Raw genomic sequence first — 26387 nt, forward strand, 5'->3', positions numbered from 1 at the left:
GCGTCCCGTGCCACCTTGGCACGGGACGCGGTTCAGATAAATTCCATGACAGAGACGTTTTTAAAGTGACCGAAGCAGGACTCACCATGCTCAATCGGACCGCGGAGAACGTTGCCCGGGCGACCCCGGAGCCGTTGGCCCGCAAGGTCCGGGGCATCAGCGACAAGGGCCTCGCCTGGCTGTTCATTTCGCCGACGATCCTGTTGCTGCTCGCCATCAACATCTTCCCGCTGTTCTGGGCGATCTATCTCTCCTTCACCAATTACCGGGCCAACCGGCCCAACGAAGTGGTGAAGAATCTCGGCTTTGCCAACTACCAGCGCATCCTCGGCGACAAGGATATCTGGATCGCCATGCAGACAACCGCGCATTTCGTGTTCTGGACGATCCTTTTGCAGACGCTGATCGGCTTCACGCTGGCCTGGCTGATCGACAGAAAGTTCCGCGGCCACGCCTTCTGGACGACGCTGATCCTGGTGCCGATGATGCTGTCGCCGGCGGTGGTCGGCAATTTCTGGCGTTTCCTCTACGAACCGCAGATCGGTCTGTTCTCCTATGTCATCTCGTTCGTGTCAGGCATTCCACCGACGAGCATCCAGATGCTCTCCAACGTGTCGCTGGCGCCGTGGTCGATCATCATCGTCGACACCTGGATGTGGACGCCCTACGTGATGCTGATCTGCCTCGCCGGGCTCCGCTCGATCCCCGAATACATCTATGAGGCGGCCGAGGTCGACCGCGCCTCCAACTGGCGGCAATTCTGGTCGATCACGCTGCCGATGGCGCTGCCCTTCATCATGCTGGCGGTGCTGTTTCGCGGCATCGAGAACTTCAAGATGTTCGACATGGTCAATCTGTTGACCGGCGGCGGGCCTGGATCGACCACCGAAGTCGCCTCGATCACGCTGAAGCGGCAGGCTTTCGAGAGCTGGCGCACCGGCTATTCCTCGGCCTTCGCCATCATCCTGTTCGTCGCGGTGTTCGGCCTCGCCAACATCTACGTCAAGGCGCTCAACAAGGTGAAGCAGAGATGAGCCTGACCACTGCCCATTCGGTCGTCGCCCCCTCGGCCAACTCGAAGCGCATCGCCGGCGCGATCATCATCGCCTACGCGCTGATCTCGATCGTGCCGCTGTTGTGGATCTTCGCCACCAGCTTCAAGACGCCGCCGGATTCGATCGCCTATCCCCCCAAGGTCCTGTTCCAGCCGAGCATCGAGGGCTACTGCAATTTGTTCACGACAAGGACAAGGCAGACGCCGGAGTACATCAACTCGCTGGGACCGGCGACCGGCTTCTGCGACGAGACGGTGCGCAAGCGCAACATGGTGATCGCCGGCCCGTCCAACTTCCTGCCGCGCTTCGCCAACTCGCTGATCATCGCCTTCGGCTCGACCTTCTGTGCCGTCTTCCTCGGCACGCTGTCGGCCTATGGCTTCTCGCGCTTCAAGGTGCCGCTGGCCGACGACCTTCTGTTCTTCATCCTGTCGACGCGCTTCATGCCGCCGATCGCCGTCGCCATCCCGATCTACCTGATGTATCGCGAGCTTGGCCTCTCCGACACGGCGCTCGGCATGATCCTGCTCTACACGGCAGTCAATGTCTCGCTGGCGGTGTGGCTCCTGAAAGGCTTCATCGACGAGATCCCGCGCGAATACGAGGAGGCGGCGATGATCGACGGCTATACGCGGCTGCAGGCCTTCTGGCGCACCGTGCTGCCGCAGGCGACGACCGGCATTGCCGCGACCGCCATCTTCTGCCTGATCTTCGCCTGGAACGAATATGCGTTCGCCGCGCTCCTGACCTCCGGTACGGCACAGACCGCGCCGCCTTTCATCCCGACCATCATCGGCGAGGGCGGCCAGGACTGGCCGGCGGTGGCGGCCGGAACGACGATCTTCCTGGTGCCGATCCTGGTTTTCACCATTCTGCTTCGCAAGCAATTGCTGCGCGGCATCACTTTTGGGGCGGTGCGCAAATGAGTGATGTGCGAGGTCGACCCCCACTCCGTCGAGCTTCGCTCGACACCTCTCCCCCGATCGACGGGGTAGAGGAAGGGCGCGAACTTCATTCAGCCAGGCTCTTTTCCTCTCCCTCCGGAGGGGGGAGAGGTGGCGCTGCGAAGCAGCGACGGAGTGGGGGAACCACCCCGCAACCATCTCTCCGCTTGAACGGCGAGAAGGAAGGGAGCTACGCATGACCCGCCTCGCCATCTCCAGGAAATCATCATGGCCCCGGTGGGCCAGGCGCGGGCTGATGGAAAACATCGCCACGGCGCTGATCGCCATCGGCTTTCTGATGCTGTTCCAGCCCTTCGCGCTGTCGCTCTACACCTATTCCTTCATCACCATGCTCGCCGGCACCGTGATGTTCATCATCGTCTCGAAATTCCCGGAATAATCATGGCCGAAATCCGCGTCCAACATTTGAGAAAGGCCTTCGGCGATTTCGTCGCCGTGCAGGATTCCAACTTCGTCGTGGAGGATGGCGAGTTCTTCGTCATGCTTGGGCCGTCGGGCTGCGGCAAGACGACGACCTTGCGCATGATCGCCGGGCTCGAACTGCCGACCGGCGGCGAGATCCTGCTCGGCGGCGACGACGTCACCATGCTGCGGGCCCGCGAGCGCGACATCGCTTTCGTGTTCCAGCTGTTCGCGCTCTATCCGCACATGAATGTGCGCAAGAACATCGGCTTTCCGCTCCTGGCGCAAGGCATGCCGGCGGCCGAAATCCGCACGCGGGTCGAGGAGACGGCAAAACTCCTGCGCATCGACCATCTGCTCAGCAAATCCGTCTCGGGCCTTGCCGGCGGCGACCGCCAGCGCGTGGCGCTCGGCCGCGCCATCGTGCGGCGGCCGAAATGCTTCCTGATGGATGAACCGCTCGGCACGCTCGATACCGAATTCCGCGATTTGATGGTCCATGAGCTGCGCGAGCTGCACAACCGAATCCATGCCACCACGGTCTATGTCACGCACGACCAGATGGAAGCGATGTCGATGGCCGACAAGATCGCTGTGATGAACCACGGCGTCATCGAACAGTTCGGAACACCCCGCGAAATCTATGATCGCCCGGCGACCATGTTCGTCGCCGACTTCATAGGTTCGCCGCCGATGAATTTCCTCGGCTTTGGTGGCGGGCTCACCAAGGGCGCGAAGGAGATTGTCGTCCAGGGCGCGAAAATCGCGGTGCCGGAGGTGCGCGAGGACATTGCGCCGGCCGACATGGCGCTTGGCATCCGGCCTGAGCATATCCGCTTCGACGACGCCTCGAAGCTGCGCGGCGCCATCTACGGCGCCGAATATCTCGGCACGACGCAGATCGTCGCGGTGGAAACGGCGGACGGCATCATCAAGGCGCGCGTGCCGGCCGAGATCCGGCTCAATGCCGGCGACCATGTCGGCCTGACATTGAACAGCGCGCGGCTGTCGCTGTTCGACAAGGGATCGGGCCGCGCTGTGAGAACTGCGGTTCACGATACCGCCTCGGAGCGGAGAGTGCAGCATGGCTGACGTGCATATCAAGAACGTGACCAAGAGCTTTGGCGAGCATGTCGCCGTCGACGGTCTCGACCTGCACATATCGGACGGCGAGTTCGTCGTGCTGCTCGGGCCGACCGGGGCCGGCAAGACGACGACATTGCGGCTGATTGCCGGACTAGAACGGCCTGATGCGGGCACGATCGAGATCGGCGGCCACGATGCGACGACGCTGTCGCCGGCTGAGCGCGACACCGCCTTCGTGTTCCAGCAATATTCGCTCTATCCGCATCTGTCGGTGTTCGACAATCTCGCCTTTCCGCTGCGCTCGCCGGCACGCAAGATACCGGAAGACCAGATTCGCCGGCGGGTCGAAGAGGTGGCAAAAATGGTGCGCATCCATCATAAGCTCACCAACCGTTCGACCAAGCTGTCCGGCGGCGAAATGCAGCGCGTCGCCATCGGCCGCGCGCTGGTGCGCAAGCCCGCGATCTACCTGATGGACGAGCCGCTGTCGTCGCTCGATGCAAAGCTGCGGGCGGACCTCAGACTCGAACTGAAGCGCATCCAGTCCGAACTCGGCGCTACCATGCTCTACGTCACGCACGACCAGATCGAGGCGATGACGATGGCCGACCGCATCGGCATTCTCACTGAGGGCGTGCTAGTGCAGATCGGCTCGCCGCGGACGATCTATTCCGAGCCGGCAAACCTGCATGTCGCGGCAAGGCTCGGCCAGCCGGCCATCAACCTTTTGCCGACCGGACTGCTGCCCGATGGCGGCGCGCCGGCCGGCACCAGGACGATCGGTGCGCGCACCGAACATCTGACGATCGAAAAGGCCATGAATGGCCATGCCGACGGCGTCGTCGACTGGGTCGAGCATCTCGGCGACCAGAACCACCTTCATGTGACGGTCGGGCCGAAGAAACTGGTGACGCTGACCGATCCAGACACGGATCTGGCGCAAGGCGACAGGGTGGTGATCCGCTACCGCTCGCCGCTCTATTTCGGTGCCGACGGACAACGACTGATGTGAACGGTTTCGGCGTTTTCCCATCAAGGGATAACGCCGGTTTCCGATTGACGATTGCGAATACGGGACGAATTCGATGAAGCACTTTTTCAACCGCAGGGAAACGATCGTCACCGAGGCGCTGGATGGCCTGTTGCGGACCATCGGCTCAGGCGATCTTGCGCGCCTCGACGGCTATCCCGAGATCAAAGTCGTGCTGCGCGCCGACTGGGACAAGTCGAAGGTCAGCGTCGTTTCCGGCGGCGGCGCCGGGCACGAGCCATCGCATGCGGGCTTCGTCGGCAAGGGCATGCTGACGGCGGCGGTCTCCGGCGAGATCTTCGCCTCGCCGAGCGTCGAGGCGGTGCTGGCGGCCATCCGCGCCGTCACCGGGCCGGCCGGCTGCCTGCTGATCGTCAAGAACTACACCGGCGACCGTCTCAATTTCGGCCTGGCCGCCGAGAAGGCGCGCGCCGAAGGCTTTCGCGTCGAGATGGTGATCGTTGCCGACGACATCGCGCTGCCCGACATTGCCCAGCCGCGCGGCGTTGCCGGGACCTTGTTCGTGCACAAGATATCAGGCCATCTGTCGGAGGCCGGCCACGATCTGGCGTCGATTGCGGCAGCCGCTCGGGCGGCTGCGAAGGACATCATTTCTCTCGGCATGTCGCTGTCGTCCTGCTCCATTCCCGGCCAGCCGCATGAGGACAGGTTCGGCGAAAACGATGGCGAGCTTGGCCTCGGCATTCACGGCGAGCCGGGTGTCGAGCGCATCGCGGTGCAAAGCGCCGACCGGCTGGTGGCGATCATGGCGGAGCGCCTGGCGGTGCGGCTCGACCTGAAGGAAAGCTATGCCTTGCTGATCAACAATCTCGGCTCCGTGCCGCCACTCGAAATGTCTGTCATCGCCAACGCGGTGCTTGCCTCGCCACTCGGCAAAGCCGTCAAACTGACCGTCGGTCCCGGCCCGCTGATGACGGCACTCAACATGAACGGCTTCTCGCTGTCGCTGATCCGGCTCGATGCCGCGCGTGAGACAGCCTTGCTGGCGCCGGTCGGCCCGCATGCCTGGACGCCGGCCAAGCCGGTCGCAGCGCCTGCTGTCGTGCCGATAGCGAAAGCAGCCGGACAAGGTGCTGCATACAAGGCCAGCCAGGATGCCGGTACCCGGCGCGTGATCGTCACGGTCTGCGAAAGGCTGATTTCGCTTGAAGCCACATTGAACGGGCTCGACGCTAAGGCGGGCGACGGCGACACCGGCTCGACGGTCGCGACCGGCGCGCGCAGCATCCTCGAACGTCTCGACACGCTGCCGCTTGCGGACCCCGCGGCGACCCTTCGGGCGATAGGTGACATATTGAGCGCATCGATGGGCGGCTCCAGCGGAGTGCTGCTGTCTATCTTCTTCACCGCGGCGGCGCAGGCCCTTGACGGCGGCGCTGGTTTGGCCAAGGCGCTGCTTGCCGGCCTCGAGCGGATGACTTTTTATGGCGGCGCACAGCTTGGCGACCGCACGATGGTCGATGCCCTGGAGCCAGCCCTGAAAGCGCTCGACGCCAATGGGCTGGAAGAAGCGGCGATGGCCGCCCGGCGCGGTGCGGAGGCGACTGCCGCTATGGAAAAGGCGAAGGCCGGACGGTCCGCCTATGTCGGCAGCCAGTTGCAGGGCGTGGTCGATCCCGGCGCCCATGCCGTGGCCGAGGTGTTCGCGGCCGCCGCGACGCTGTTCGTCACGGCCTGACGCATGCACCAGTTGTCGAATGACGGTTCTTTCGCTACTGCCGTCAAGCTGGAAACCGGGAGTCTGGGCGACATGGCGACGTTGAACCTTGCCAGGCTGGTCGCGGCCGCGGCGGATACGATCGCCGCTCACGCCGAGGAATTGACGGCGCTCGACCAGGCGATCGGCGACGGCGACCATGGGCTGAACATGAAGCGCGGCTTCGAGGCCGTACGGGCCGAGGCGGATGCGTTCGCGGCAAAGCCGCTGCCCGACGCCCTGAAGGCGATCGGCACCAAGCTGGTGATGACGGTGGGCGGAGCTTCCGGCCCGCTGTTCGGAACATTGTTCATGGCGCTGGGCAAGGAGATTTCGGCGGAGCCCGATCGCGCCAATCTGACGGCTGCCTTCGGCAGAGCGATCGAAGCGGTGGCGGCGCGGGGCAAGTCGCAAGTTGGCCAAAAAACCATGCTCGATGTGCTGCAGCCGGTGCATGATGCATTGGCCGGGGGAAAGACGGCGGCCGAGATAACCGACATCGCCGACGCTGCGGCCGAGGCGACCGTGCCGATGAAGGCTCAGCGTGGCCGCGCCTCTTTCCTCGGCGACCGCTCGATCGGCCATATGGATCCCGGCGCGCGCTCGACGGCGCTGCTGGTGCGCACGGTGGGACAAGCGATCGGGGAAAGCGCATGAGCAATGTCGGGATCGTGATCGTGTCGCATTCGCCGCTGGTCGCGGAGGGCACGGCCGACATGGTGCGCCAGATGGTGGGCGACGAAGTGCCGCTTGCATGGTGCGGCGGAAACGGCCATGGCGGGCTCGGCACCAATGTCGAGGCGATCATGGGCGCCATCGACAAGGCCTGGTCGGAAGCCGGCGTCGCCATATTGGTCGATCTCGGCGGCGCCGAGACCAACTCGGAAATGGCGGTGGAAATGATCGGCGAACCTCGCGCGCAGAAGATCATCGTCTGCAATGCGCCGATCGTCGAAGGCGCGGTGATGGCCGCGACCGAGGCGTCCGGCGGCGCCTCGCTTCGGGAAGTGGTGGCGACGGCGCATGAATTGTCGCCGTCGTGAGTGAACGGGAATTTTGAAAGACATGTCCGCAGCCGCCGAAGCGACCGTCCTGATCACCCACGATGTGGGCCTGCATGCGCGTCCATCGGTGAAATTCACCAAGCTCGCCAAGACCTTTGCCGCCGACGTGGAAATAGCGCTCGCCGCCAACGGGCCGTGGTTCGACGCCAAGAGCATCGTCAAGGTGATGGCGGCCAAGGCGCCGAAGGGCACCGTGCTGCACATCAGGGCCAGCGGCGATGGCGCCAATGATGCCGTCGACGCGCTGGTTGAACTGGTGCGGCGCGATTTCGACGAGGACACCGGTCATGTCCGGTCAGCTTGACGCTGGCTGGCGCATTCGCCAGCTCGCGGGGGATGCGGGCCATGCGGATTGAGGGTGTACCGGCCTCGGCCGGCTATGCCGAGGGGCCGCTGTTCGAGCTCGACCGGCCGCCGGCTGTCTACGCCAGCAAAGCCACTCCCGAGGAAGAGAAAACGTCACTGAGGGAGGCGATCGGCAAGGCGGTGAGCCGGCTCATGGCCATGGTCGAAACCGCCGACAGCGACGCCGCCGGCGTACTCGAATTCCACATCGCCATGCTGGAAGACGATGCGCTGAGCGGACCAGCTTTCGCGTCGATCGATTCCGGACGTACCGCCGATGCGGCCTGGCGGCAGGCACTCGATGGCGAGATCGCCGGCTATGAAGCCTCCGACCAGGATTATTTCCGCGCCCGCGCCGGAGACCTGCGAGACATCAGGGACCAGGTCCTGCATGCCCTGACCGACGACGGTGGCAGCGCAGCCCCGGCCGGCGCCATTCTCTATGGCGAGGACATCGCGCCGACGCGTTTTCTCGAAACCGATTGGAGCAGCGGCGGCGGCATCGCGCTGAAGGCGGGCAGCACCGCCAGCCATGTCGCCATGCTGGCGCGCTCACGCGGCGTGCCGATGGTCGTGAGCCTACGCGAACCACCCGCCGGTCTCGCCGGCATGGCGCTGCTCGACGCCGAGCACGGCAATATCGTGCTGGCGCCCTCACCGGCGGAGATCGGCTCATTCCGGCAGTCGTCGTCTTCCTTCGCGGCGCGACAGGGCAAGGCGCAAACCTTTCTGGCAAGGCCGGCGCTGACCAAAGCCGGCACGGCGGTACGCGTCCAGGTCAACATCGCCGATCCGTCGGATGTCGACGCAATCGACATCGCGACCTGTGACGGCGTCGGGCTGATGCGCACGGAATTCCTGTTCGGCAAGACGTTGCCGGACGAGGAGACGCAGTACCGCGCCTATCGCAAGGTGCTGGAATGGGCCGGCGACAAGCCAGTGACGATCCGCACCGTCGATGCCGGCGGCGACAAGCCGGTGCCGGGCTTTACTGTCGAGGAAGGCAACCCATTCCTCGGCCTGCGCGGGATCAGGCTGTCGCTGGCGCGGCTCGATATCTTCCGTGTTCAGATCAGGGCATTGCTGCGCGCCGCGCCGCACGGCAATCTCAGGGTCATGTTTCCGATGATCGCCACGGCCGAGGAGTATGAGCGCGCAGCCGCCTTGTTCGCTGACGAACAGGCAGCCCTCACCGCGCGCGGCACAGCGCAGCGGCTGCCGCCGCTCGGCATCATGGTGGAGGTGCCGTCGGTGGCCATCGCGCCGGAGGCTTTGGCCGGCGCGGCCTTCTTCTCGATCGGCTCCAACGATTTGACGCAATATGTAATGGCGGCGGCGCGCGACAATGCCGCGGTCGCGCATCTCAATTCGGTCCGCCATCCCGCGGTGCTGCGGCTGATCGGCTCGGTCACCGCCTTCGGACGGGACAATGGTATTCCCGTCAGCCTATGCGGCGATGCCGGCGGCGATCCCACCTTGATCCCGGCGCTGCTCGAGGCCGGCCTGCGCGATCTATCCGTCGCACCGGCGCAACTCGCCATGGCCAAGGCGGCCATCGCGGACATTTCGGTGTAGGCGTGGCAGGCATGGTCGACAAGACGCCCGAACCCGGTTCCGAAGAAGCGATCCGAGCCTACAAGACGATCTTGTCGCATGTCATCGACCAGCGGCCGTCCGGCATGCGCCAGCGTCTCGCCGACGCGCTCGGCAAGCACCGCAGCTTCGTCACGCAAATCTCCAGCCCGACCTATTCGATCCCGATTCCGTCAAAACATTTGCCGGCAATTTTCTCCGTCTGCCATTTCAGCCCGGCCGAGCGCGATCAGTTCCTCGCCGCCTACCATCAGGCGCATCCGGGGAAAATGTCGGTCGCGGCTGGCATGCGCAAGACGCGGCATGTTTCGCTTGTCGTGCCGGATTTCGGCGACGACAAACAGAATGCCGCGCTCGACAGGGCGGTCAACGACTTCATCCAGAAGATCACCAGCATCACCGGCAAGGGTGGCGGCTGACCATTCTTGCCGGACTGTTTGGGAGGACGCCATGAAAAAATTTATGAATTCGGTGGACACGGTGCTGACCGAGAGCCTCGACGGTTTCGTCGCCGCCCATGCCGATATCCTGACGCTTGGCGAGGAGCACAAATTCATCCGTCGCAGAACCCTGCGGCCAGGCAAGGTGGCGCTGATCTCCGGCGGCGGGTCCGGCCACGAGCCGCTGCATGGCGGCTTTGTCGGCCATGGCATGCTGGACGCCGCCTGCCCCGGCCAGGTGTTCACCTCGCCGACGCCTGACCAGATGCTGGCGGCGGCGCAAGCCGTCGACACCGGCGCCGGTTGCCTGTTCATCGTCAAGAACTATGAGGGCGACGTGATGAACTTCGACATGGCGGCGGAAATGTCCGATGGCATCCTGCAGGTGGTGACCAATGACGACGTCGCCGTCGAGAATTCATCCTACACCACCGGCCGGCGCGGCGTCGCCGGCACGCTGGTGGTCGAAAAGATCGTCGGCGCGGCGGCCGAGCATGACATGGCGTTGCCGGCGTTGAAGGTGCTTGGCGAGCGCGTCAACGCCGCGACCCGCTCGATGGGCGTGGCGCTGACCAGCGGCACGGTGCCAGCGGCCGGCAAGCCGACCTTCGACATCGGCGACGGCGAGATGGAGTTTGGCGTCGGCATCCATGGCGAACCCGGCCGCCGGCGCGATACGTTGAAGAGCGCTGACGCCATCGCCGAGGAAATCTGCGCCGCGATCCTCGGGGATCTCGGCGACAAGGCAAAAGGCCCGGCGTTGCTGTTCGTCAACGGCTTCGGCGGCACGCCGCTGATGGAACTCTATCTGATGTACAACAGCGCGCGTCGTACCTTCGAGAAGCACGGCGTGACGATTACCCGCTCGCTGGTCGGCACCTATGTCACCTCGCTCGACATGGCCGGCTGCTCTGTCACGCTGACCATGCTCGATGACGAGATGACCGGCTGGTGGGACGCGCCTGTCCATACGGCGGCATTGCGCTGGGGCATGTAGGGCTGGCTTCCACAGCGCTTTTCTGCAACCATCCTGGGCCATCCACTTGGCGCCCGGGGCTGATGCTGCCATTCCTCAACTCCGCCGAAGAAAAACTGCTGCTGCGCTTCGCCGATCCGGAGGCCGCGGCAGTCGAGGACGATTTGTCGGCAGAGGCTTTGTCGGCACTGCTCGACAACGCGGAGTTTCATGGCGTTCTGCCGATCATGCTGCGCAAGCTCCATGAACGTGGCAACGCGCATCTGACATTGGATGCGAACGTGCAGAGCAAACTTCACGAGTTGCGCCAGAAAGCGCCGATCGCCACCGGCCAATCGATGCTGCTGAATTACCATGGCGGCCGCATCATGAAGGTGCTCGCCGCCGAGGGCATTCCGGCGCGGATCGTCAAGGGACCGGTCTTTGCGGGAAAGCTCTATCGCCACGTCACCGACAGGCCGTTCACCGACATCGACATCCTCGTCGAGCCCGCCAACCTTGCGCGGGCAAACCGGGTGATCGCTTCATGCGGCTTCGAGCTCGGCAGCAACGAGGCCGAATCCTACCATCTGCAGGAATTCAAATGGCTGGAAAAGGGGAATTCGAGCCTGCTGGTCGAACTGCATGGCGACCTCGTGCACGACACCGGCATGCGGCGACGCCTGTCGTTGGGTTTCCGGGAATTGCAGGTCATCGATGGAGAGGCGATAGACACCCCTGCCGCGCTGTTGACGATCGCCATCGTGCATGCCGCTGGCGGCCACAAATTCCACCGGTTGCAGCTCTGTGTCGATGTGCTGCAGGGCGTACGGGCGCTGCAGTCACCCGATGCGGAAGACCGCCTGCTCGACGCCGCCCGCATGACCGGCATCGAACTCGAACTGGCGATCGTGCTCAACGTGACCGGCGAGCTGTTCGGCGAGCGCCGTGCGCTTGAACTCGCCGGCCGCATCAAGCCCGACCTTTCGATAAGGCTGGCCAAACGGCTGATCACCACGAACACGCTGCTCAGGGTCAATTCCAGGGAAAAGATCGGCTCACGCCTGCGCCGTGATGCCTTCCGCTGGATCCAGCGGCTGGCCAGGGCCAGGCCATACCCAGCCTGAAGCACCGGCTCAGTCCTGCCTGGCCAATATGGCATTTATCAGCGCCGCGGCGTCGGCCGGGCGGGCACCCACTTCCAGCGTGAAGGTCGGCACCGACGAGACCAGCTTGCCGATCGTCGCCAGCCGGCGTTTCTGCAGCGGCAGCAGGCCGGTCATGCCGGTGCGGACATTGTCCATCGCCAGCGCCACCATCGCGTCGGTGCGGGCCATGGCGACGAGCCGCGTCTGCCTGTCGGCGGAGCGCGCCAAGTGCAGGAGGGCGGCCACGGGTCGGGCCACCGGGCTTTCGATCCGCACGATCTCGCTCAACCGCTCCAGCGAGACGGCCTGTTCGCCATTGCGGTCCCAGGAGGGGCCAAGGCATGGCGCCACCTGCGGGATCATTTCGGCGGTTATCTGGTGGATCTTGACGTGCCTCGGCAGACCCCAAGCCACCGGCTTGCCTGAAGTCAGATCCAGGATCATGGCGTCGTCGGAGCAGAGGCCAAAGCCTTGCGTCGCCAGCGCCAGCGACGTGGTGGTCTTGCCGGTGCCGCTCGGCGCATGGATCAGCACGACGGTATCACGGCCCGGCAATGTCAGGCCGGCCGTGTGCAGCATATGCTGGCCGCCGGCGTCGAGGGCGGCGTCCAGAACCAGCATCGATGGCGTCCAGGCGGCTTTCGTGCCGGGCCGAACCCGGAGTTTGGCCCAAGCCTCCTCGTCATTGATGGCCACGGTCTGGCGTCCGGGAAAGACGAGGTGGATCGTTGCGCCATCCGCGATCATCCGGCAGTGGCCATCCTCCGGTATCTCGCCGTCGAAGACGAGCGAACCGCCGGGGGTCTCGTCCAGAACGTCCGCCTCGGTAATATCAAGACGAAAGCCCGGCTCGACGGGATCCGTGATGCGCAGGACGCCCAGCATCCTGTCGAAATCCTCCCATAGGTCGGGGCGTTCGGCCGATATGCCGAGGATCTGGCCATTGAGGCCATAGCAGGCAGAGCGCATGGTCAAGCGGCGTGCACCTTTGTGGGGTCAGCATTGTGACGATAAATCTCCACCATGCCAGGAAGGCAATCGCTGACGACCGGCCTGCCATCAAGACAAACCCAGCAATGCGCCGACAGATGCGGCGCCTGCAGCGACTTCGGATCGACGCCGAAGCGCAGTTCTGGATCGAAGCCGGCGAGACGCAGGAAGCGATGGCCGAGCAGCCCCTCGCGCAGGCATCTGCGGTCGCGCATCAGCCAGGGACGGCGGACGGTGCGGCTGACCCTGGCGACGATGTAGGCGACCGGCAGACCGCGATAGGGTGTCGACGAGGCCAACGGCGCCCATTTCAGCACCTGCTCGAAGCTGCGGTTTGCAATGAGGATCGGCATCAGCCGCGCACTGGCCCAGAGATGGCATCGAAACAGGGCACGCAGGAGCGGACCGGCGGCCATCACGCACCTAGCTCCATCACGCATCTACCTCCATCACGCAGCTGGGGCGGCGAGGATGCCTTCCGAGACCAGTTCGGTGGCCAGCGCCGCCATGTCCTCGGCCAGCGTGCCCTTGTCGACCTCGAACTCCTCGCAAAGCAGACCGACGATCTGATCGAGACTGCGCGTGCCGTCGACCTTGCCGAGAAAGGCTTCGGTCGTGCCGTTGCAGGTATAAAGCTGGCCGCTGCGCGCCAGAAGCACGACGGCACCGTCGCCGACATGCTGGAGCGAAGCGTCTTCGGCCAGCCGCAGAACCGTTCCAGAGGCAATTTCCATCACCAACCCCCACCAAGCCATAAGAACCCCGAAATGAGATAGCGCGGCGGTGGAGCGCTGTCTATCGGCCGGCGGGGATGGGCTCGTGCGCTTTGCGTCCGTGGCGATCCCTGCCGGCTGCAAAATGCATCCACCGCCTGTTCCAGCCGAAAATCATCCCAGAAATAGTCGTCGGCGCGACGCCGCAGGCAAGGGAGTTGGCCGGCGGGACCGTTGCTTTTCTTCCCCTGAGTAAGGTAAGGACTCCCGGGGTTTTGGGGAGATAGCGTATGCGTTACAATTGGGAGCGGGCTCCGACGACTTTCGAACGTCATCGAAAAGCCCTGGCGGCAGCCATTTTGATCTTCGGCGGTGTAGGCCTCATGCTTGTGACATTGCCGATCTAATGCTATCGGCATTTGTCCAATGAATACCGGCTGTTAAGCGGCTACCCCCGATCTTCAGCGAGGCTGCCCGGTCACGGCAATGAAACGGCGGTCGCGCCCTTCAAAGCCCTGACTGAAGCGCTGCACGAGCACAACGATCACCGCCGGTTTGCCGACAGGGATGAATTCATAGGATTCCGACAGGCTGTAGGAGGTCGGGCAGTTCCTCGACCCGGGCACGGCCTTGTCTTCGTGCAGGGTCTTGAACGGCTTGCCGTCTTGCCCTTGCAAGGCCAGCCGGAAACCGAGTGCCTTGCCTGTTTTGTCACCTTGAAGAGCTTGGTCGCCGTGCTGCGTGTCATTGAAACTCGCTGAGCAATCGATCGCACTGTCGGCCAGGATCTCATCGAGCCGGATGGTTGAAACTTCGGTCTCGTCATAGAGCGGCGAAAGCCATTTCTGCGACACCTGCTCAAGACGCGAAATGTCGTTGTAGCCGACGATCTCGCCGGGAAAGGTGAACTGGTCGGACGCTGTTTGCGTGCCGCGCGATGCAATAGCGTACTTCGCCAGGATCGGTGCCGCCTTGGCAGCCGCTTGCGCCCTGGCCTGTTCCAAGGTCAGTGTCGACTCTTCGGTTTCGTCGACGACGAGAATGGGCTTGCCACCAACGAACTGATCGGTGCGGGTGTCGATGATGTCGATTTCCGAGTAGCCTGAGTCCGACGCGCCGGCGTCGAGCGTTCCATACTGCTCGAAGGCGAAATAGGCGCCATCGGCCGAGAAGCCGATGATGCGCCGTGCCGCGGCATCCCCGGCGCGGGCGACGCCGGCCGAGACCATGATCGCCGTACCGATCGCCAGCGTAATCAGCGGCCACGCCGCGATCGACCACCTATGGCGCATTCGTTCGCATCCTCCCCGCCGATACGGCAGTTCACGACACCGTGCCTCCTCGGTCAAGCCAAGGAACGTCTCCGACGAAAATCAGGGAAGACAGCGCCGGAAAAAACAGCATAGGCTGTTTGCAAAGACGGCAAATCGTTCCTGGGGAGGTACGGATGGCTTCACGCTATCACGAGGTCTATGACGGCTGGAGACGCGACCCGGAAAAATTCTGGGCGGACGCGGCCGACGCCATCGACTGGTATTCGCCCTGGGACAAGGTGTTCGATGCTACCGCAGGCGTCTACGGCCGCTGGTTCACCGGTGCGACCTGCAACACCTGCTACAACGCCATAGACCGGCATGTCGCCGGCGGGCGCGCCGACCAGATCGCGCTGATCCACGACAGCGCCATCACCGGAACGGTGAAAAAGTTCACCTATGCCGAACTCAAGCGCGAAGTGGTGGCGCTGACCTCGGTGCTGAAGAACCGTGGCGTCGGGAAGGGCGACCGCGTCATCATCTATATGCCGATGGTGGCGGAGGCGGCCATCGCCATGCTCGCCTGCGCCCGGATCGGCGCCGTGCATTCGGTCGTGTTCGGCGGCTTTGCCTCGCATGAATTGGCCACCCGCATCGATGACGCCAGGCCCAAGCTGATCATATCGGCCTCTTGCGGGCTCGAGCCGGGCCGCGTCGTCGCCTACAAGCCGCTGCTCGACAAGGCGATCGAGATATCCCGCCACAAGCCAGACGCCTGCCTGATCCTGCAGCGCGACCAATTGCGCTGCGAGCTGAGGGACCATTTCGACATCGACTATGCCGATGCCGTTGCCCGCGAGCGGGCGGCCGGCGCCAATGTCGACTGCGTGCCGGTGCTCGCCACCGACCCGCTCTACATCATCTACACGTCCGGCACGACCGGCCAGCCCAAGGGCATCGTGCGCGACAATGGCGGCCACATGGTCGCGCTGAAATGGACGATGGAAAACGAGTTCGGCGTCAAGCCGGGCGAAGTGTTCTGGGCGGCATCCGATGTCGGCTGGGTCGTTGGCCATTCCTACATCGTCTACGGACCGCTGCTGCATGGCTGCACCAGCATCCTGTTCGAAGGCAAGCCGATCGGCACGCCCGATGCCGGCACCTATTGGCGGGTGATCGCGGAACACGGCGTGGTGGCGCTGTTCACCGCGCCGACCGCTTTTCGGGCGATCAAGGGCCAGGACCCCAGGGGCGAGTTCGTTGCCAAATACGACCTCTCCAAATTCCGCACGCTGTTCCTCGCCGGCGAGCGCGCCGACCCCGAAACCATCAAATGGGCGGAGCAGAAGCTCAACGTGCCGGTGGTCGACCATTGGTGGCAGACCGAGACCGGCTCGCCGATGACGATCAACCCGGCAGGCCTCGGCCTGCTGCCGGTGAAATACGGCTCGCCCGGCGTGCCGATGCCCGGCTATGACATACGCGTGCTCGACGATGCCGGCCACGAGGTGGCGCGCGGCACGCTGGGCAATGTGGTGGTCAAGCTGCCGCTGCCGGCGGGCTGCCTGCCAACGCTGTGGCACGCCGACCAGCGGTTCCGCCAAGCCTATCTCGACGAGTTCCCCGGCTTCTACAAGACTGCCGATGCCGGCATGATCGACGAGGACGGTTATCTCTATGTCATGGCCCGCACCGACGACATCATCAATGTCGCCGGCCACCGGCTGTCGACCGGCGCCATGGAAGAGGTGCTGGCCGCCCATCCCGATGTCGCCGAATGCGCTGTCGTCGGCATCGCCGACGCCATGAAGGGCCAAATTCCGCTCGGCTTCGTGGTGCTCAATGCCGGCGTCGCGCGTGACGGCGGCACCATCGAGAAGGAGGTCGTCGCGCTGGTACGCGAGCGCATCGGCCCGGTCGCCGCCTTCAAGACCGTGGTGACGATCAAGCGCTTGCCCAAGACGCGGTCAGGCAAGATCCTGCGCGGCACCATGCAGAAGATCGCCGATAAGGAGGAATGGACCATGCCGGCGACCATCGACGACCCGGTCATCCTCGACGAGATCGCCGCCGCCATGAAGGAGCGCGGGATCGGGGTCTGAGACCGCCAATTCGGGAGCGATCCCGCGCAGCCTTGCTTGCCGACGAACCTATGCCGATCGGCAAGCAATACTTTTATTGTGCAATGCAGCAACCGTCCCTACAGTGGCAGGCGGGGGGCCATCCGGCGGTTCGGTATGGCTCAGCAGAAAATTACATTTGGCGGCGTCGACATCCTGCGGTTTCTCGCCGCCGTGCTGGTCATGGTCTACCACTATGGCTTCTGGGTGTGGGCCTATCCCGACGGCATCTCGGCGCAGGCCACGGGCGGCGTTCCCCAGCAGCCGGCAATAGGCGCCTGGGTCGAGTCAGGCTGGGTCGGCGTCGAGATATTCTTCGTCATCAGCGGCTTCGTCATCGCCTTCAGCGCAGAGAATTCGACGCCGCTGCGGTTCTTCGAGGCGAGGGTCAAAAGGCTGGCGCCGGCGGTCTGGATCTGCGCGCCGGTCACCGCCGTGCTGCTGCTCGCCATCGGCCTGAGCTGGCCAACCGATGTGATGGTCAGGCTGGTCCGCACCGGCCTGTTCGCGCCTTATGGCCCGTGGGTGGACAGCGTCTACTGGACGCTCGGCATCGAGATCGCCTTCTACGCCATCGTCTGGGTGCTGCTGCGGCTCGGCCGCTTCCACCTTATGGAGGCGGTCGCCATCGCCATCGGCCTGGTCAGCACGCTGTTCTGGTGCCTCTACTACCCGCTCGGCTGGTCCGACTTCGCCGAAACGCGCTGGCTGCAGCTCGTCCTGGTGCATCATGGCTGCTTCTTCGCGGTGGGCGTGCTGCTCTGGCTGATGCGGTTCAAGGCACTGACGCCGTCGCGCCTTGGCTTCTGCCTGCTGTTCCTTGGCGGCGGCGTGCTGCAGATCGCCAGTTCGGTCGACGTTCACAGCATCAAGGTCGGGGCCGTGATGCCCTATACGCCACCGATCCTGATCTTCCTCGTCGCCATCGCCCTGATGGCGTTGTCGCTGCGGCTTCAGCTCTCCTGGAGTGGCTGGCGTCGCATCGGCCTGATGACCTATCCGCTCTATCTGATCCACGACGTCATCGGCGCGGCGATGCTTGGCGCCATGGTGCGCGCCGGATTGCCCTATCTCCTATCGATGGTGACGGTCGCCGCGACCATGATCGCGGCAAGCTGGCTGGTGGCGACCGAGGCGGAACCGCGTGTCCGGCTGCTGCTCGACTACACTGTTTTCCGCTACCGGCTGAAGGCCGCGTAGGCGAGGACCGGTACGACGGCTGAGCATAATCCTTGGCCCTGCCGTCACTGCTCAAGAAATCAATGATGGCGTCGGGTAGCGTCACTGGCAAAGGCTTCGAATCCAAACGCAGCTTTGCGCTCACGCTCGCCAGCACCCAGCCCGCTTCCATAGCCGGTCATGGAAAAAATCTCCAGACCGACGCGCCCGCCAACTGCAGAACGTTATAAGTCAATCATCAACCTAAAATGGAGATGCAATCAATGACTGAGAATAAGCGCGCGGCTCTCCAGAAAGCCTTTGAAAAGGGCCAACAATCCGCCCGCGAAGGACGATACGACAACAGGCATCCGTCGATCTCGCCCTATCATGATCGATACGATCAGGGTTTTGAGGTCGAGATGGAAACGATCTTCGATTGATGGAACGCGACGAGCTACCGTCGCGCCCCTCGCACTCTCCATCAACTTGCCGCCGACGAGTGCCTTCACTTGTCCACCGAAGCATTCCTGGCATACTCGATGCCCGGCGAACATCCTGGCTTCAAGCAACGGCCTATCTCAGACCGTTGCCTTGGTGCGCACTTCGGACTTGTCGAGATAGTAGTTCGAGTACTTGTCGAAGAATTTCTCCGACGCCCCGAACGATCCGTATTTGGCCAGCCTCTTCAGGTCGACCTTGTTGAGCACCGCTCCGACGATCTTGTTGGCGACATAGGGTTCTGATTCCAGCATCGACCGCACCATGGCGCGCGGCGTGCGGCCCCATTCGGTGACCAGCACGAAGCCATCGACAAGCGGCGCGAAGGCCTTGGCGTCGACCACCGGCCCGAGCGGGGGCAGGTCGACGACGATATATTCGAAGGTCTCCTTGGCGTTCTCGATGAAGCGCCGCATTCCGGCCGAGGAGAGCAGCTCGCTGGTGTGCGAGAAATGCCCGCGCGATACGGCCGGGATGATCGCCAGCTTGGTCTGCCGGTCGATCTTGCCGACGGACTGCCAGGTCTGGCCATTCACCACCGCTTCCATCAAACCTTGCTCGGCCTCCATGCCGAGGCTGCGGCTGAGGCCCGGATTGCGCAGGTCGCCGTCGATCAGCAATGTCTTGGCGCCATTGGCGGCAAGCAGCCCGGCGAGATTGGCCGCGACCGTCGACTTGCCTTCGCCGGGAAGCACCGAGATGACGCCGATGACGCGGCTGCCTTGCCCTTCCATCACGACATCGAAGGCGATCTTGGCGCTGCGCAGCGTTTCGGAGAACATCGATGCCGGAGCGTCGATGCTCACCCGCATGCGCGCGCGCCTTTCGATGGCGGCCGGCGATCTGGCGACCTTGGCATCCAATTGACCGTCGACCGCCTTGTCCTCCTTGGTGACGGCCTTGCTGCCGATGGTCGGCAGGTAGCCGAGGAACTTGAGGCCGACGCGGTCGCGCACTTCCTCGCCGGTCCGGAAGAACCGCTCGTTGAATTCGTTGAGGCCGCCGAAACCGGCGCCCATCAGCATGCCGAGCACGAGCGAAAGTCCAAGCACGATGATGGTGCGTGGGCTCGAGGCGGAGAGCGGTGTCGATGCGTCCGAGATGATGCGGATCTTGCCGACCGGGAAGGATTGCTGCTGCGCGGCTTCCTCGTAACGGCCAAGGAAGGTCTGATAGAGCGTCGAGAGCGCCGTCGCCTTCTGGTCGAGGTCGCGCAGTTTGACCTGCGACTGGTTGTCGATGGAACTCTTGCCCTGTGCTGCCGCGACGTTGGCCCTGAGCGCGGTCTCACGCGCCTGCGCCACCTCATACTCGTTGCGATAGTTTTGGGTCAGCTGCTTCAGCTCGCCGAAAATCTGCGCCGAGATGTCGGCCTTTTCCTTGGCGAGCGCCACCGCTTGCGGGTGCTGGGCGCCGAAATTCGCCTCGACATCCTGCTGCCGCTTGGAGACCGCGAGATAGCGGGTCTTGAGTGCAGAGATGAGCGCACCGCTTGGCTGGTCGGACGATATGGCGGCATCCTTGAAGGCGTTTTCGGAGCCGCTGTCGACGATCGACTTGTACTGCTGGTAGCGGGCGCTGGCGCGCGCCGTGTCGGCCTGGGCCACGATGAGCTGGGCGTTGAGGTCGGCGAGCTGCTTGTCGCTCATCAACTGGCCATCGCTGTTGGCCGACAGGCCGTGCTCGGCCCTGAATTTTTCGACCGCGAGCGATGCCTGTTGCGAACTTTCGCGCAGTTCCGTCAGCCGGCCCTGCAGCCAGACCGCGGCGCGCTCGGTAGCGTCGAAGCTGGCATCGAGCTGATCGGCAAGATAGGCGTCGGCATAGGCCTTGGTGATCGCGGTCGCCAGTCCGGGATCCGTCGCCTGGTAGCCAAGCGCGATGACGTAGCTTCGCCCGACACGGTCCGCCTGGATTTCATTCTGCAGCTTGAGGATCGCATAGTCGCGCCGCGACGTGGCAATCAGCGCATCGCGAGCGGCGGGGGAGAGCTGGCTGACGTCGCCGACGCCCGGCATGACCGGGCTGGGGCGGACATACTGGATCAGCCCGCGGATGAGGCCGACGCCCTGAGCAAGCGCCGACTGGGGCGGGTTCATGAACGCATCGTTCTGGTCCAGCTTGAGCTTGTCGACGACCACCGCGGCAAGCCGTGTCGAGGTCAGGATCTCGATCTGGCTCAGAATGGCGCTATCGGTCTGCATGGTTGTGGACGCCGCCGAAATGTCATCGACGATCTTGTTCAGACCCTCGTCGATCAGCACGCTGGCGACCGACACATATTTGGGCGGCGTGGTCTGGATATAGAGCAAGCCCAAAAAAAGGCCGATGACGGCACACACGGCGACCACCTTGGCCTGCCGTGCGGCCATGCCAAGCAGCCGCTCGATGTCGATGAAGTCTTCGCCGTCTCCTGCATCCGAATTCGGCAATGGCATCCTCTTGTCGAGAGGAAAGTTGGCATAATTCATCGTCGGTCCAATTCCAGAGCCTGTTCCATCCCGATCATTGGGCTGGGCTCTATCTCTCTGTTTGAGCATGATCTTTTCCGAAAATCGGAACCGCTTTCCGGGATCATGCCTTGGCTGTCAGGCGCCTCGAAGATCGGAAGCATCGCCCACAGGCAACGCAAGCTTCATGCCAGACGGCGGGGCCTGTCGGCCTCGCCGCCGGACATCCGGCAATACTCCCGAAAGATGGGCATTATGCGGCTTCTTCCTGACGTTCATGCGACTGGACGAACTCCTGAAGCATCTCGAAGACCGGACCCTTCATGTCGTCGCGCGCCAGCGCGAAGGCGATGTTGGCCTGGATGAAGCCTTCCTTGGAACCGCAATCGAACATGCGGCCGAGGAAAGGCTGGGCGAAGAACGGCTGATCCTTCGACAGCCGGACCATGGCGTCCGTCAGCTGGATCTCGTTGCCGGCGCCGCGCTGCTGATTGCCCAGAAGCGCGAAGATCTCGGGCTGCAGGATGTAGCGGCCGTTGATGTAGAAGTTCGACGGCGCGGTGGCGGGGGCCGGCTTCTCGACCATGGCCGAGACCTCGAAACCGCCGCCGATGTCGGCACCGCGGCCGACGATGCCATATTTGTTGGTCTCGCTCGGATCGCAGCGCTCGACGGCGATGACGTTGCCGCCGGTGCGCTCATAAAGGTCGACCGTTTCGGCGAGACATCCGCGCCCGCCGAAGGAAACCATGTCGGGCAACAGCAGGGCGAAGGGCTCGTTGCCGATTACCTCGCGCGCGCACCAGACGGCATGGCCGAGGCCTTGCGGCGATTGCTGGCGGATGAAGGAGGTGGCGCCGGCCACGGGAAGCATGCTTTCGAGCGCCTCCAGCTGGGTCTTCTTGCCGGTCTGCTCCAGGGTTCCGATCAATTCCGGATGCAGGTCGAAATAATCCTCAATGACCGCCTTGTTGCGGCCGGTCACGAACACGATGTGCTCGATGCCGGCCTCGAAGGCCTCGTCCACCGCGTATTGCACGACGGGCCTGTCGACCACCGGCAGCATTTCCTTCGGCATCGACTTGGTCGCCGGCAGGAACCGTGTTCCAAGCCCTGCCACCGGTATCACGGCCTTCCTGATTTTCTTCATCGCAAATTCCTTCTGAGGAGATCGACTTCAGTCCATTCACAGGCCACGAAAAATCCCTTCATGTGCCTGCATCTTCACCTCCCCACCCCTACGGCAAACTGTGCCGCTACTCTTCGCAACCGCACGGCGATAGGCATGCCCATATGCCTGACCGCCGCCGGGTCGCTGAGCGCCATCCGGATCGCCTTGAACGGAGACCGCGCCTTGATGTGCTGGACCATCGCCAGGAAGGAGGCCGCCTTGCGCAAGCTGCGGCCGCGCCGGGCGAAGGCGGCCAGGGCCGCCTCATCCATCCGATGGGTTTGAGCGAATTTGGCATCCGCCTCGCGCATCGCCTCGACATGGTGAAGCTCGAGCACACGCGAGATGGAGCCGCTGAGAATGTGGTAGGCATAGCCGATATCAGGCTCGACCACGCATCTGCCGCCCTTGGCCAGGGCGTCGGCAAACAGGATGTAATCCTCGCCGATCCTCAGTTTCTCGTCATAGCGAAGCCGGTTTTCATCCAGGAACCGGCGCTGGAAGATCGGCTTGAGGTAGCCGAGATTGAACTTCGATTCGAAAACGACGTTGCCGGCGATGTAGGTGGCCAGCGAGATTTCGCCCAAGCGCTCCAGATACTGCCGCGGGAACATCGCGTCCTCGACGACACCGTCCTCGCGGACGACCTGGAGGTTGTCGACGGCGATCTGGGCATCCGCCTTCTCGGCGCGGCCGATCATGGCCGCCATGCGGCCGGGAAAGACCGCGTCGTCGGCATCCAGCACCGCGACCCACCTGCCGCGGGCGACGTCGAGCCCGGCATTCCTGGCCCCGCCGGGGCCCCTGTTTTGCGCGAGCGCAACGACGCGCACGATGTCCTGCGGATAGGCCCTTGCCACATCGAGCGTCGCGTCGCGCGACTTGTCGTCGACGACGATGATTTCGACGCTGACATCCCTCTGGGCGAGGGCGCTGGCGATCGCCCGGTCAAGCGTTGCCTCGGCATTGTAAGCGGCAATGATGAATGAGACATCGGGGACGAAAGAGACATCCGGGATGGGGGAAACGTCAGGCTGCACGCTTGCCTCCTTCCCGTGGCGAGGGCTGGCCGTAGAGGCGGATCTCTCGAATGCCGACGAGACCGCTGACGACCCCGACATGCATAATGCCGCGCAGCACGCTTCGGTTCCGGCGCACCGGGCTGGCGACGACGGGAAGTGCTGCGGCGAAGCAATAGAGCGCCTTTACCGAAGCCAGGCCGACCTGTTTGACCAGGCCGATGCCACCGGCGTTGTGGCCCAGGAGATGGCCATGCGTCTGGCCGACCCGGAAGCGCCGGCGGCCGAGCCAGTCGAACGCGGCCCTGGTACGCGGCACCACCTCGTTCACCCAGGCGTCTGGGGAAAAAGCGATACTGCCTCCTGCCTTGTGCATCTGGTCGAAGTACTCGGTGTCCTCGCCGCCGGTCTGGCCGCGTGCCAGGCTGAAGCGACGGCCGCGCAGGCTGTCCGCTCCCACGCGCAGCAGCACGTTGCAGGTGTAGCCGGTGCGGATCTCGCCCCGCACCCAGACGGGCAAGGTGGAGTGAAAATCGCCGCGCCGCATCCAGTCCGGCGCATCGGGGCGGTAAAGCGCCCGCACCGGGCCGAGTACGGCGGCGGCACCGCTCGCTTCAGCCGTCGTGACCAGCTCCGCGAGCCAGCGGGCAGTCGCCGTCTCGTCATCGTCGATGAAGGCCAGAAAATCCGCCTCGCTGGCATCGAGGCAAGCGTTGCGGGCGATCGAGATGTTGCGCGCCGGGCAATGACGATAGCGGACCGGCACCGCCAGTTCCCGCGACAGCGCCGTCACCAATTCCCTGGCGCTCGGCGTGTCGTCATTGTCGGCAACGATGATGCCGACATCGAAACCCCTGGGCATATCCATGGCGGCAAGCGAGCGCAGCGTGTCGGCCAGTTCCGGCCGCCGGAACGTGCACACGCCAATGTCGATGCTGCGGTTCTTGGCCTGAACAGCCATCAAGCCACCCCGCGCCGCGAGCCGAGGCCGAGAAGCTGCAGCCAGAAACCGACGGACCAGCCGAGATGCATGACCATCGCCGAGACCCCGGCCAGCGCGACATCGGCCTTGCGTTGGCGAATGGCCGCCACCAGGCCATAGCCCAGGCACACCGACGCCCAGACCAGCAGCGGCACCGCCGCGATCCAGTGCACGAAGGAGAAGGCCGCGAGAAGAACCACCGGGAAGACCGCCAGCGGCACCATCTGCCGGACCTTCGGGATGACGCGGTGCTTCAGCACGTTCTTGGCGCGGCCGCGGCCATAGCCGAGATACTGGAAATAGAGACCCTTGAGCGAGGTGCGCGGGTAGTAGACCATCTGCGTCTTGCCGCTCATCCAGATCCTGTAGCCGGCTTGCCGCAGCCGGTAGTCGAGTTCGGCGTCCTCATTGTGACTGAACGTCTCGTCATAGCCGCCGACAGCGCCGAAGGCCGAAATCCGCATCAGCGCATGGTGGCCATGGTCGATCCACTCCCCGGCGGAGAGGTGGCGGTGCTTGGAACCGCCGGTTCCGAGTTTTGAATTTTGCGCCGCCGCCGCCGCCTTCTGCACCGGGCCGCTGCCGCTGGTCAGCATGGAAACCACCACCGAATCAGCGCCCGTGGCCAGTGCCTCCTCGACCAGCCGGTCGCAATAATCATCCGGATAGCCGCCATGAGCGTCGATCCGGATCAGATACTGGGCACCCTCGCCGAATGTGCCGACGGCGAGATTGATCGCCGCGCTCTGTATGCGCCGCTTGTTGTGCAGCAGGATGACGCGCGCGTCCCTGGCCGCGACATCCTCGACGATGGCCAGCGTGCCGTCGGTGCTGCCGCCATCGGCGACGACAATCCTGGCGCCCAGCCTTTCGGCCGAGGGCCGCAACTGGTCGAGCAGCGCACCGATATGGGCCGCCTCGTTCAGGCAGGGGATCACGATCAGGCTGGAAGGAAGCGCTTGCGTCATCGGGCGAGGTCCATCCTATGCCAGGGCTTCGGCCGCGAGGGGTTCGCGCACGATGGTCAGGCGGCGCAGTTTTTCGACCAGTGCCCTGCAGTCGCTGCGATCGTAGCTCCACATCCTCGGATTTTGGGACAGCACGCGGGCTTTCAGCCTGTCGAAGCGGTGCTCCTCCATCTTACCGAGCGCGCTTTCGAGCGCATCGGGCGTGGCTTGCGGCAATAGGATGCCGATGTCCTGCTGGCTGAGGAACCGTCCGGTTTCGGTATGGCCCATGGAAATGGGCACCGCGCCGAAGCGGCAGCCTTCATAGAGGCGATTGGGGAGCAGCCATTCCGAATTCTGCCCCTCCTCGAAGAAATCGATCGCCCAGGAGAAATGGACGTCCTGGTAGATCGACGCCATGTCCTCCGGATTGCGGTAGGGGCCGCGAAACGACAGATGCGGTTCGGCTTCGACGAAGGCATGGAAATCCGGGAATTCGGACAGAGCCGGGCGGCCGCGCAGCACGACCTCGAAGCGCCCGTCCATGCGGCGCGTGAAATCGGCCAGCAGTTCGAGCGAGCGGCGGCAGCGCAGCGCTCCGAACCAGCCGATTCGCCATGGCGGCGCGGCAGGCGTTTCCGCCAGCTGGCGCGCGCCGGGCAAAATCGCCGTCGTCTCGAAATACTTGTTTTCGACCAGTTCGACGGGTGCGGCGACCTGGCGGAAGGGCTTGAAGTAATTGGCGATGAACGCCGGCGAACTGGTCACCAGCAGCTTCACGTCCCGCGCCAGATGGCGCTCCGTGGCGCGCAACGCCTTGCCGAGGACATCGTTGCGAAGCACCAGGCGATGGATGTCGAGGCATTCATAGACGATCGGGACCGTGGCACCGAAGGCCGACCTGGCACGGCCGGCAAGCGCCAGCATTTCCAGGTTGCGAGCGATGATCAGATCGGGGCTCGGCGTGCCCCTCAGCTTCGCCCGAAGAGAAACCGCCGCTTTCGCCACCGCTGCCAGGCGCTGGGCGAATCGGCCGTCGCGCGTCGCGCCAAGGTCGATCGGCCGCAATCCTTCGATGTCGGCAATCGGGGTTGTGGTGCGGCGGAAACCCGCCAAAGTGACCCGGGCGCCGCCTGTCCGGAGCATCGTGATCCGTCGGCGGACCGCCGGATCGGAAACATCGTGCACCAGGTACAAGACATGCAGCATGAAAACTCGACCGCTGTTTGACCCACCCAGGGGAATGCTAGTACAGCTCTTGCTGCATCGCAACATTTTTGGCG

Annotated in this window: 26 protein-coding genes; 16 read left to right on the forward strand and 10 right to left on the reverse strand. The window is 64.0% G+C overall.

Annotated features, from left to right (window positions below; all coding sequences use genetic code 11):
* Positions 1-86 precede the first annotated feature (86 nt).
* The 13 genes from FJ978_RS03990 (at position 87) to FJ978_RS04050 (ending at position 11779) form a co-directional block, all read left to right on the forward strand.
* Positions 87-1034 (forward strand): sugar ABC transporter permease, encoded by a 948-nt coding sequence (locus FJ978_RS03990; protein ID WP_031258105.1) that lies wholly within the window; start codon positions 87-89, stop codon positions 1032-1034.
* Positions 1031-1981 (forward strand): carbohydrate ABC transporter permease, encoded by a 951-nt coding sequence (locus FJ978_RS03995; RefSeq protein WP_013891454.1) that lies wholly within the window; start codon positions 1031-1033, stop codon positions 1979-1981. Before FJ978_RS03990 ends, FJ978_RS03995 begins: the two co-directional genes overlap by 4 nt.
* Before the next feature lie 214 nt (positions 1982-2195).
* A complete protein-coding gene (locus FJ978_RS04000; RefSeq protein ID WP_140570429.1) occupies positions 2196-2399 on the forward strand; it encodes a hypothetical protein in 204 nt (67 codons plus the stop codon).
* Positions 2400-2401: 2 nt separating this feature from the next.
* Positions 2402-3514 (forward strand): ABC transporter ATP-binding protein, encoded by a 1113-nt coding sequence (locus tag FJ978_RS04005; RefSeq protein WP_140570431.1) that lies wholly within the window; start codon positions 2402-2404, stop codon positions 3512-3514.
* Entirely contained in the window at positions 3507-4520 is a 1014-nt protein-coding gene (locus FJ978_RS04010) for an ABC transporter ATP-binding protein (RefSeq protein ID WP_140570433.1), read from the forward strand. Before FJ978_RS04005 ends, FJ978_RS04010 begins: the two co-directional genes overlap by 8 nt.
* Positions 4521-4593: 73 nt before the next feature.
* Complete coding sequence (locus FJ978_RS04015; RefSeq protein WP_140570435.1) at positions 4594-6237, forward strand: dihydroxyacetone kinase subunit DhaK; 1644 nt, start codon at positions 4594-4596, stop codon at positions 6235-6237.
* A 72-nt stretch (positions 6238-6309) separates the two neighbouring features.
* Positions 6310-6912, forward strand: a complete 603-nt coding sequence (gene dhaL, locus FJ978_RS04020; RefSeq protein WP_140570436.1) for a dihydroxyacetone kinase subunit DhaL — start codon at positions 6310-6312, stop codon at positions 6910-6912.
* Positions 6909-7298, forward strand: a complete 390-nt coding sequence (dhaM, locus tag FJ978_RS04025; protein ID WP_006325214.1) for a dihydroxyacetone kinase phosphoryl donor subunit DhaM — start codon at positions 6909-6911, stop codon at positions 7296-7298. Before dhaL ends, dhaM begins: the two co-directional genes overlap by 4 nt.
* 22 nt (positions 7299-7320) lie before the next feature.
* A complete protein-coding gene (locus FJ978_RS04030) occupies positions 7321-7623 on the forward strand; it encodes an HPr family phosphocarrier protein (protein ID WP_140570438.1) in 303 nt (100 codons plus the stop codon).
* 41 nt (positions 7624-7664) lie between these two features.
* On the forward strand, positions 7665-9239 hold the full coding sequence (gene ptsP / locus FJ978_RS04035; RefSeq protein WP_181176658.1) for a phosphoenolpyruvate--protein phosphotransferase: 1575 nt from the start codon (positions 7665-7667) through the stop codon (positions 9237-9239).
* An 11-nt stretch (positions 9240-9250) separates the two neighbouring features.
* Positions 9251-9676 carry a hypothetical protein gene (locus FJ978_RS04040; RefSeq protein WP_013891462.1) on the forward strand — a complete coding sequence of 142 codons (426 nt, stop codon included), beginning with the start codon at positions 9251-9253 and terminating at the stop codon, positions 9674-9676.
* A 31-nt stretch (positions 9677-9707) separates the two neighbouring features.
* The gene (dhaK, locus tag FJ978_RS04045) at positions 9708-10694 is read left to right on the forward strand and encodes a dihydroxyacetone kinase subunit DhaK (protein ID WP_140570442.1); all 987 of its coding nucleotides are present in this window, start codon (positions 9708-9710) and stop codon (positions 10692-10694) included.
* Positions 10695-10756: 62 nt separating this feature from the next.
* Entirely contained in the window at positions 10757-11779 is a 1023-nt protein-coding gene (locus FJ978_RS04050) for a nucleotidyltransferase family protein (protein WP_140570444.1), read from the forward strand.
* Positions 11780-11788: 9 nt separating this feature from the next.
* On the opposite strand, the gene FJ978_RS04055 is transcribed toward FJ978_RS04050, so the two are convergent.
* From FJ978_RS04055 to FJ978_RS04070, 4 genes are all read right to left on the reverse strand, one after another.
* Positions 11789-12769 carry a serine kinase gene (locus FJ978_RS04055; RefSeq protein ID WP_181176665.1) on the reverse strand — a complete coding sequence of 327 codons (981 nt, stop codon included), beginning with the start codon at positions 12767-12769 and terminating at the stop codon, positions 11789-11791.
* A gap of 2 nt (positions 12770-12771) precedes the next feature.
* Positions 12772-13206, reverse strand: a complete 435-nt coding sequence (locus FJ978_RS04060) for a lasso peptide biosynthesis B2 protein (protein WP_140570448.1) — start codon at positions 13204-13206, stop codon at positions 12772-12774.
* Positions 13207-13239: 33 nt separating this feature from the next.
* Positions 13240-13524, reverse strand: coding sequence for a PqqD family protein (locus FJ978_RS04065; RefSeq protein ID WP_140570450.1), 285 nt, complete (start codon positions 13522-13524; stop codon positions 13240-13242).
* Between the two features lie 440 nt (positions 13525-13964).
* Positions 13965-14795, reverse strand: coding sequence for a DUF2259 domain-containing protein (locus tag FJ978_RS04070; RefSeq protein WP_181176657.1), 831 nt, complete (start codon positions 14793-14795; stop codon positions 13965-13967).
* Positions 14796-14950: 155 nt separating this feature from the next.
* Here FJ978_RS04070 and FJ978_RS04075 point away from each other — a divergent pair, with 155 nt between their 5' ends.
* The 3 genes from FJ978_RS04075 to FJ978_RS32695 all read left to right on the forward strand — a co-directional run bounded on the left by FJ978_RS04075 (position 14951) and on the right by FJ978_RS32695 (position 18477).
* Positions 14951-16858, forward strand: coding sequence for a propionyl-CoA synthetase (locus FJ978_RS04075; RefSeq protein WP_140570452.1), 1908 nt, complete (start codon positions 14951-14953; stop codon positions 16856-16858).
* A gap of 135 nt (positions 16859-16993) precedes the next feature.
* Entirely contained in the window at positions 16994-18076 is a 1083-nt protein-coding gene (locus FJ978_RS04080; RefSeq protein WP_140570454.1) for an acyltransferase, read from the forward strand.
* A gap of 242 nt (positions 18077-18318) precedes the next feature.
* The gene (locus tag FJ978_RS32695) at positions 18319-18477 is read left to right on the forward strand and encodes a hypothetical protein (protein ID WP_181176656.1); all 159 of its coding nucleotides are present in this window, start codon (positions 18319-18321) and stop codon (positions 18475-18477) included.
* Between the two features lie 138 nt (positions 18478-18615).
* Here FJ978_RS32695 and FJ978_RS04085 read toward each other — a convergent pair whose 3' ends face one another.
* From FJ978_RS04085 to FJ978_RS04110, 6 genes are all read right to left on the reverse strand, one after another.
* The gene (locus tag FJ978_RS04085; RefSeq protein WP_013891472.1) at positions 18616-21006 is read right to left on the reverse strand and encodes a polysaccharide biosynthesis tyrosine autokinase; all 2391 of its coding nucleotides are present in this window, start codon (positions 21004-21006) and stop codon (positions 18616-18618) included.
* 232 nt (positions 21007-21238) lie between these two features.
* On the reverse strand, positions 21239-22135 hold the full coding sequence (locus FJ978_RS04090; RefSeq protein ID WP_140570456.1) for a UTP--glucose-1-phosphate uridylyltransferase: 897 nt from the start codon (positions 22133-22135) through the stop codon (positions 21239-21241).
* A 74-nt stretch (positions 22136-22209) separates the two neighbouring features.
* Positions 22210-23196: a glycosyltransferase family 2 protein gene (locus FJ978_RS04095; RefSeq protein ID WP_181176655.1), complete on the reverse strand. Its 987-nt coding sequence runs from the start codon at positions 23194-23196 to the stop codon at positions 22210-22212.
* Positions 23186-24136 carry a glycosyltransferase family 2 protein gene (locus FJ978_RS04100; protein WP_140570458.1) on the reverse strand — a complete coding sequence of 317 codons (951 nt, stop codon included), beginning with the start codon at positions 24134-24136 and terminating at the stop codon, positions 23186-23188. Before FJ978_RS04100 ends, FJ978_RS04095 begins: the two co-directional genes overlap by 11 nt.
* Positions 24136-25125: a glycosyltransferase family 2 protein gene (locus FJ978_RS04105; protein WP_140570460.1), complete on the reverse strand. Its 990-nt coding sequence runs from the start codon at positions 25123-25125 to the stop codon at positions 24136-24138. Before FJ978_RS04105 ends, FJ978_RS04100 begins: the two co-directional genes overlap by 1 nt.
* A gap of 15 nt (positions 25126-25140) precedes the next feature.
* Positions 25141-26313: a glycosyltransferase family 4 protein gene (locus FJ978_RS04110; RefSeq protein WP_140570462.1), complete on the reverse strand. Its 1173-nt coding sequence runs from the start codon at positions 26311-26313 to the stop codon at positions 25141-25143.
* Between the last annotated feature and the right edge of the window lie 74 nt (positions 26314-26387).

The sequence above is a fragment of the Mesorhizobium sp. B1-1-7 genome (assembly GCF_006442705.1).
GTDB classification, from domain to species: Bacteria; Pseudomonadota; Alphaproteobacteria; order Rhizobiales; family Rhizobiaceae; genus Mesorhizobium; species Mesorhizobium opportunistum.

Bases quoted from the DNA above. Each gene is read 5' to 3' on its own strand.
- FJ978_RS04010 (WP_140570433.1), top strand. From the start codon at position 3,507: ATGGCTGACGTGCATATCAAGAACGTGACCAAGAGCTTTGGCGAGCAT.
- FJ978_RS04100 (WP_140570458.1), bottom strand. From the start codon at position 24,136: ATGGCTGTTCAGGCCAAGAACCGCAGCATCGACATTGGCGTGTGCACG.
- FJ978_RS04050 (WP_140570444.1), top strand. From the start codon at position 10,757: ATGCTGCCATTCCTCAACTCCGCCGAAGAAAAACTGCTGCTGCGCTTC.
- FJ978_RS04005 (WP_140570431.1), top strand. From the start codon at position 2,402: ATGGCCGAAATCCGCGTCCAACATTTGAGAAAGGCCTTCGGCGATTTC.
- FJ978_RS04080 (WP_140570454.1), top strand. From the start codon at position 16,994: ATGGCTCAGCAGAAAATTACATTTGGCGGCGTCGACATCCTGCGGTTT.
- dhaK (WP_140570442.1), top strand. From the start codon at position 9,708: ATGAAAAAATTTATGAATTCGGTGGACACGGTGCTGACCGAGAGCCTC.
- FJ978_RS04065 (WP_140570450.1), bottom strand. From the start codon at position 13,524: ATGGAAATTGCCTCTGGAACGGTTCTGCGGCTGGCCGAAGACGCTTCG.
- FJ978_RS04110 (WP_140570462.1), bottom strand. From the start codon at position 26,313: ATGCTGCATGTCTTGTACCTGGTGCACGATGTTTCCGATCCGGCGGTC.
- FJ978_RS03995 (WP_013891454.1), top strand. From the start codon at position 1,031: ATGAGCCTGACCACTGCCCATTCGGTCGTCGCCCCCTCGGCCAACTCG.
- FJ978_RS04015 (WP_140570435.1), top strand. From the start codon at position 4,594: ATGAAGCACTTTTTCAACCGCAGGGAAACGATCGTCACCGAGGCGCTG.
- ptsP (WP_181176658.1), top strand. From the start codon at position 7,665: ATGCGGATTGAGGGTGTACCGGCCTCGGCCGGCTATGCCGAGGGGCCG.
- FJ978_RS04075 (WP_140570452.1), top strand. From the start codon at position 14,951: ATGGCTTCACGCTATCACGAGGTCTATGACGGCTGGAGACGCGACCCG.
- FJ978_RS04040 (WP_013891462.1), top strand. From the start codon at position 9,251: ATGGTCGACAAGACGCCCGAACCCGGTTCCGAAGAAGCGATCCGAGCC.
- FJ978_RS03990 (WP_031258105.1), top strand. From the start codon at position 87: ATGCTCAATCGGACCGCGGAGAACGTTGCCCGGGCGACCCCGGAGCCG.
- FJ978_RS04055 (WP_181176665.1), bottom strand. From the start codon at position 12,769: ATGCGCTCTGCCTGCTATGGCCTCAATGGCCAGATCCTCGGCATATCG.
- dhaM (WP_006325214.1), top strand. From the start codon at position 6,909: ATGAGCAATGTCGGGATCGTGATCGTGTCGCATTCGCCGCTGGTCGCG.
- FJ978_RS04060 (WP_140570448.1), bottom strand. From the start codon at position 13,206: ATGGCCGCCGGTCCGCTCCTGCGTGCCCTGTTTCGATGCCATCTCTGG.
- FJ978_RS04105 (WP_140570460.1), bottom strand. From the start codon at position 25,125: ATGACGCAAGCGCTTCCTTCCAGCCTGATCGTGATCCCCTGCCTGAAC.
- FJ978_RS32695 (WP_181176656.1), top strand. From the start codon at position 18,319: ATGACTGAGAATAAGCGCGCGGCTCTCCAGAAAGCCTTTGAAAAGGGC.
- FJ978_RS04085 (WP_013891472.1), bottom strand. From the start codon at position 21,006: ATGAATTATGCCAACTTTCCTCTCGACAAGAGGATGCCATTGCCGAAT.
- FJ978_RS04030 (WP_140570438.1), top strand. From the start codon at position 7,321: ATGTCCGCAGCCGCCGAAGCGACCGTCCTGATCACCCACGATGTGGGC.
- FJ978_RS04000 (WP_140570429.1), top strand. From the start codon at position 2,196: ATGACCCGCCTCGCCATCTCCAGGAAATCATCATGGCCCCGGTGGGCC.
- FJ978_RS04090 (WP_140570456.1), bottom strand. From the start codon at position 22,135: ATGAAGAAAATCAGGAAGGCCGTGATACCGGTGGCAGGGCTTGGAACA.
- FJ978_RS04070 (WP_181176657.1), bottom strand. From the start codon at position 14,795: ATGCGCCATAGGTGGTCGATCGCGGCGTGGCCGCTGATTACGCTGGCG.
- dhaL (WP_140570436.1), top strand. From the start codon at position 6,310: ATGGCGACGTTGAACCTTGCCAGGCTGGTCGCGGCCGCGGCGGATACG.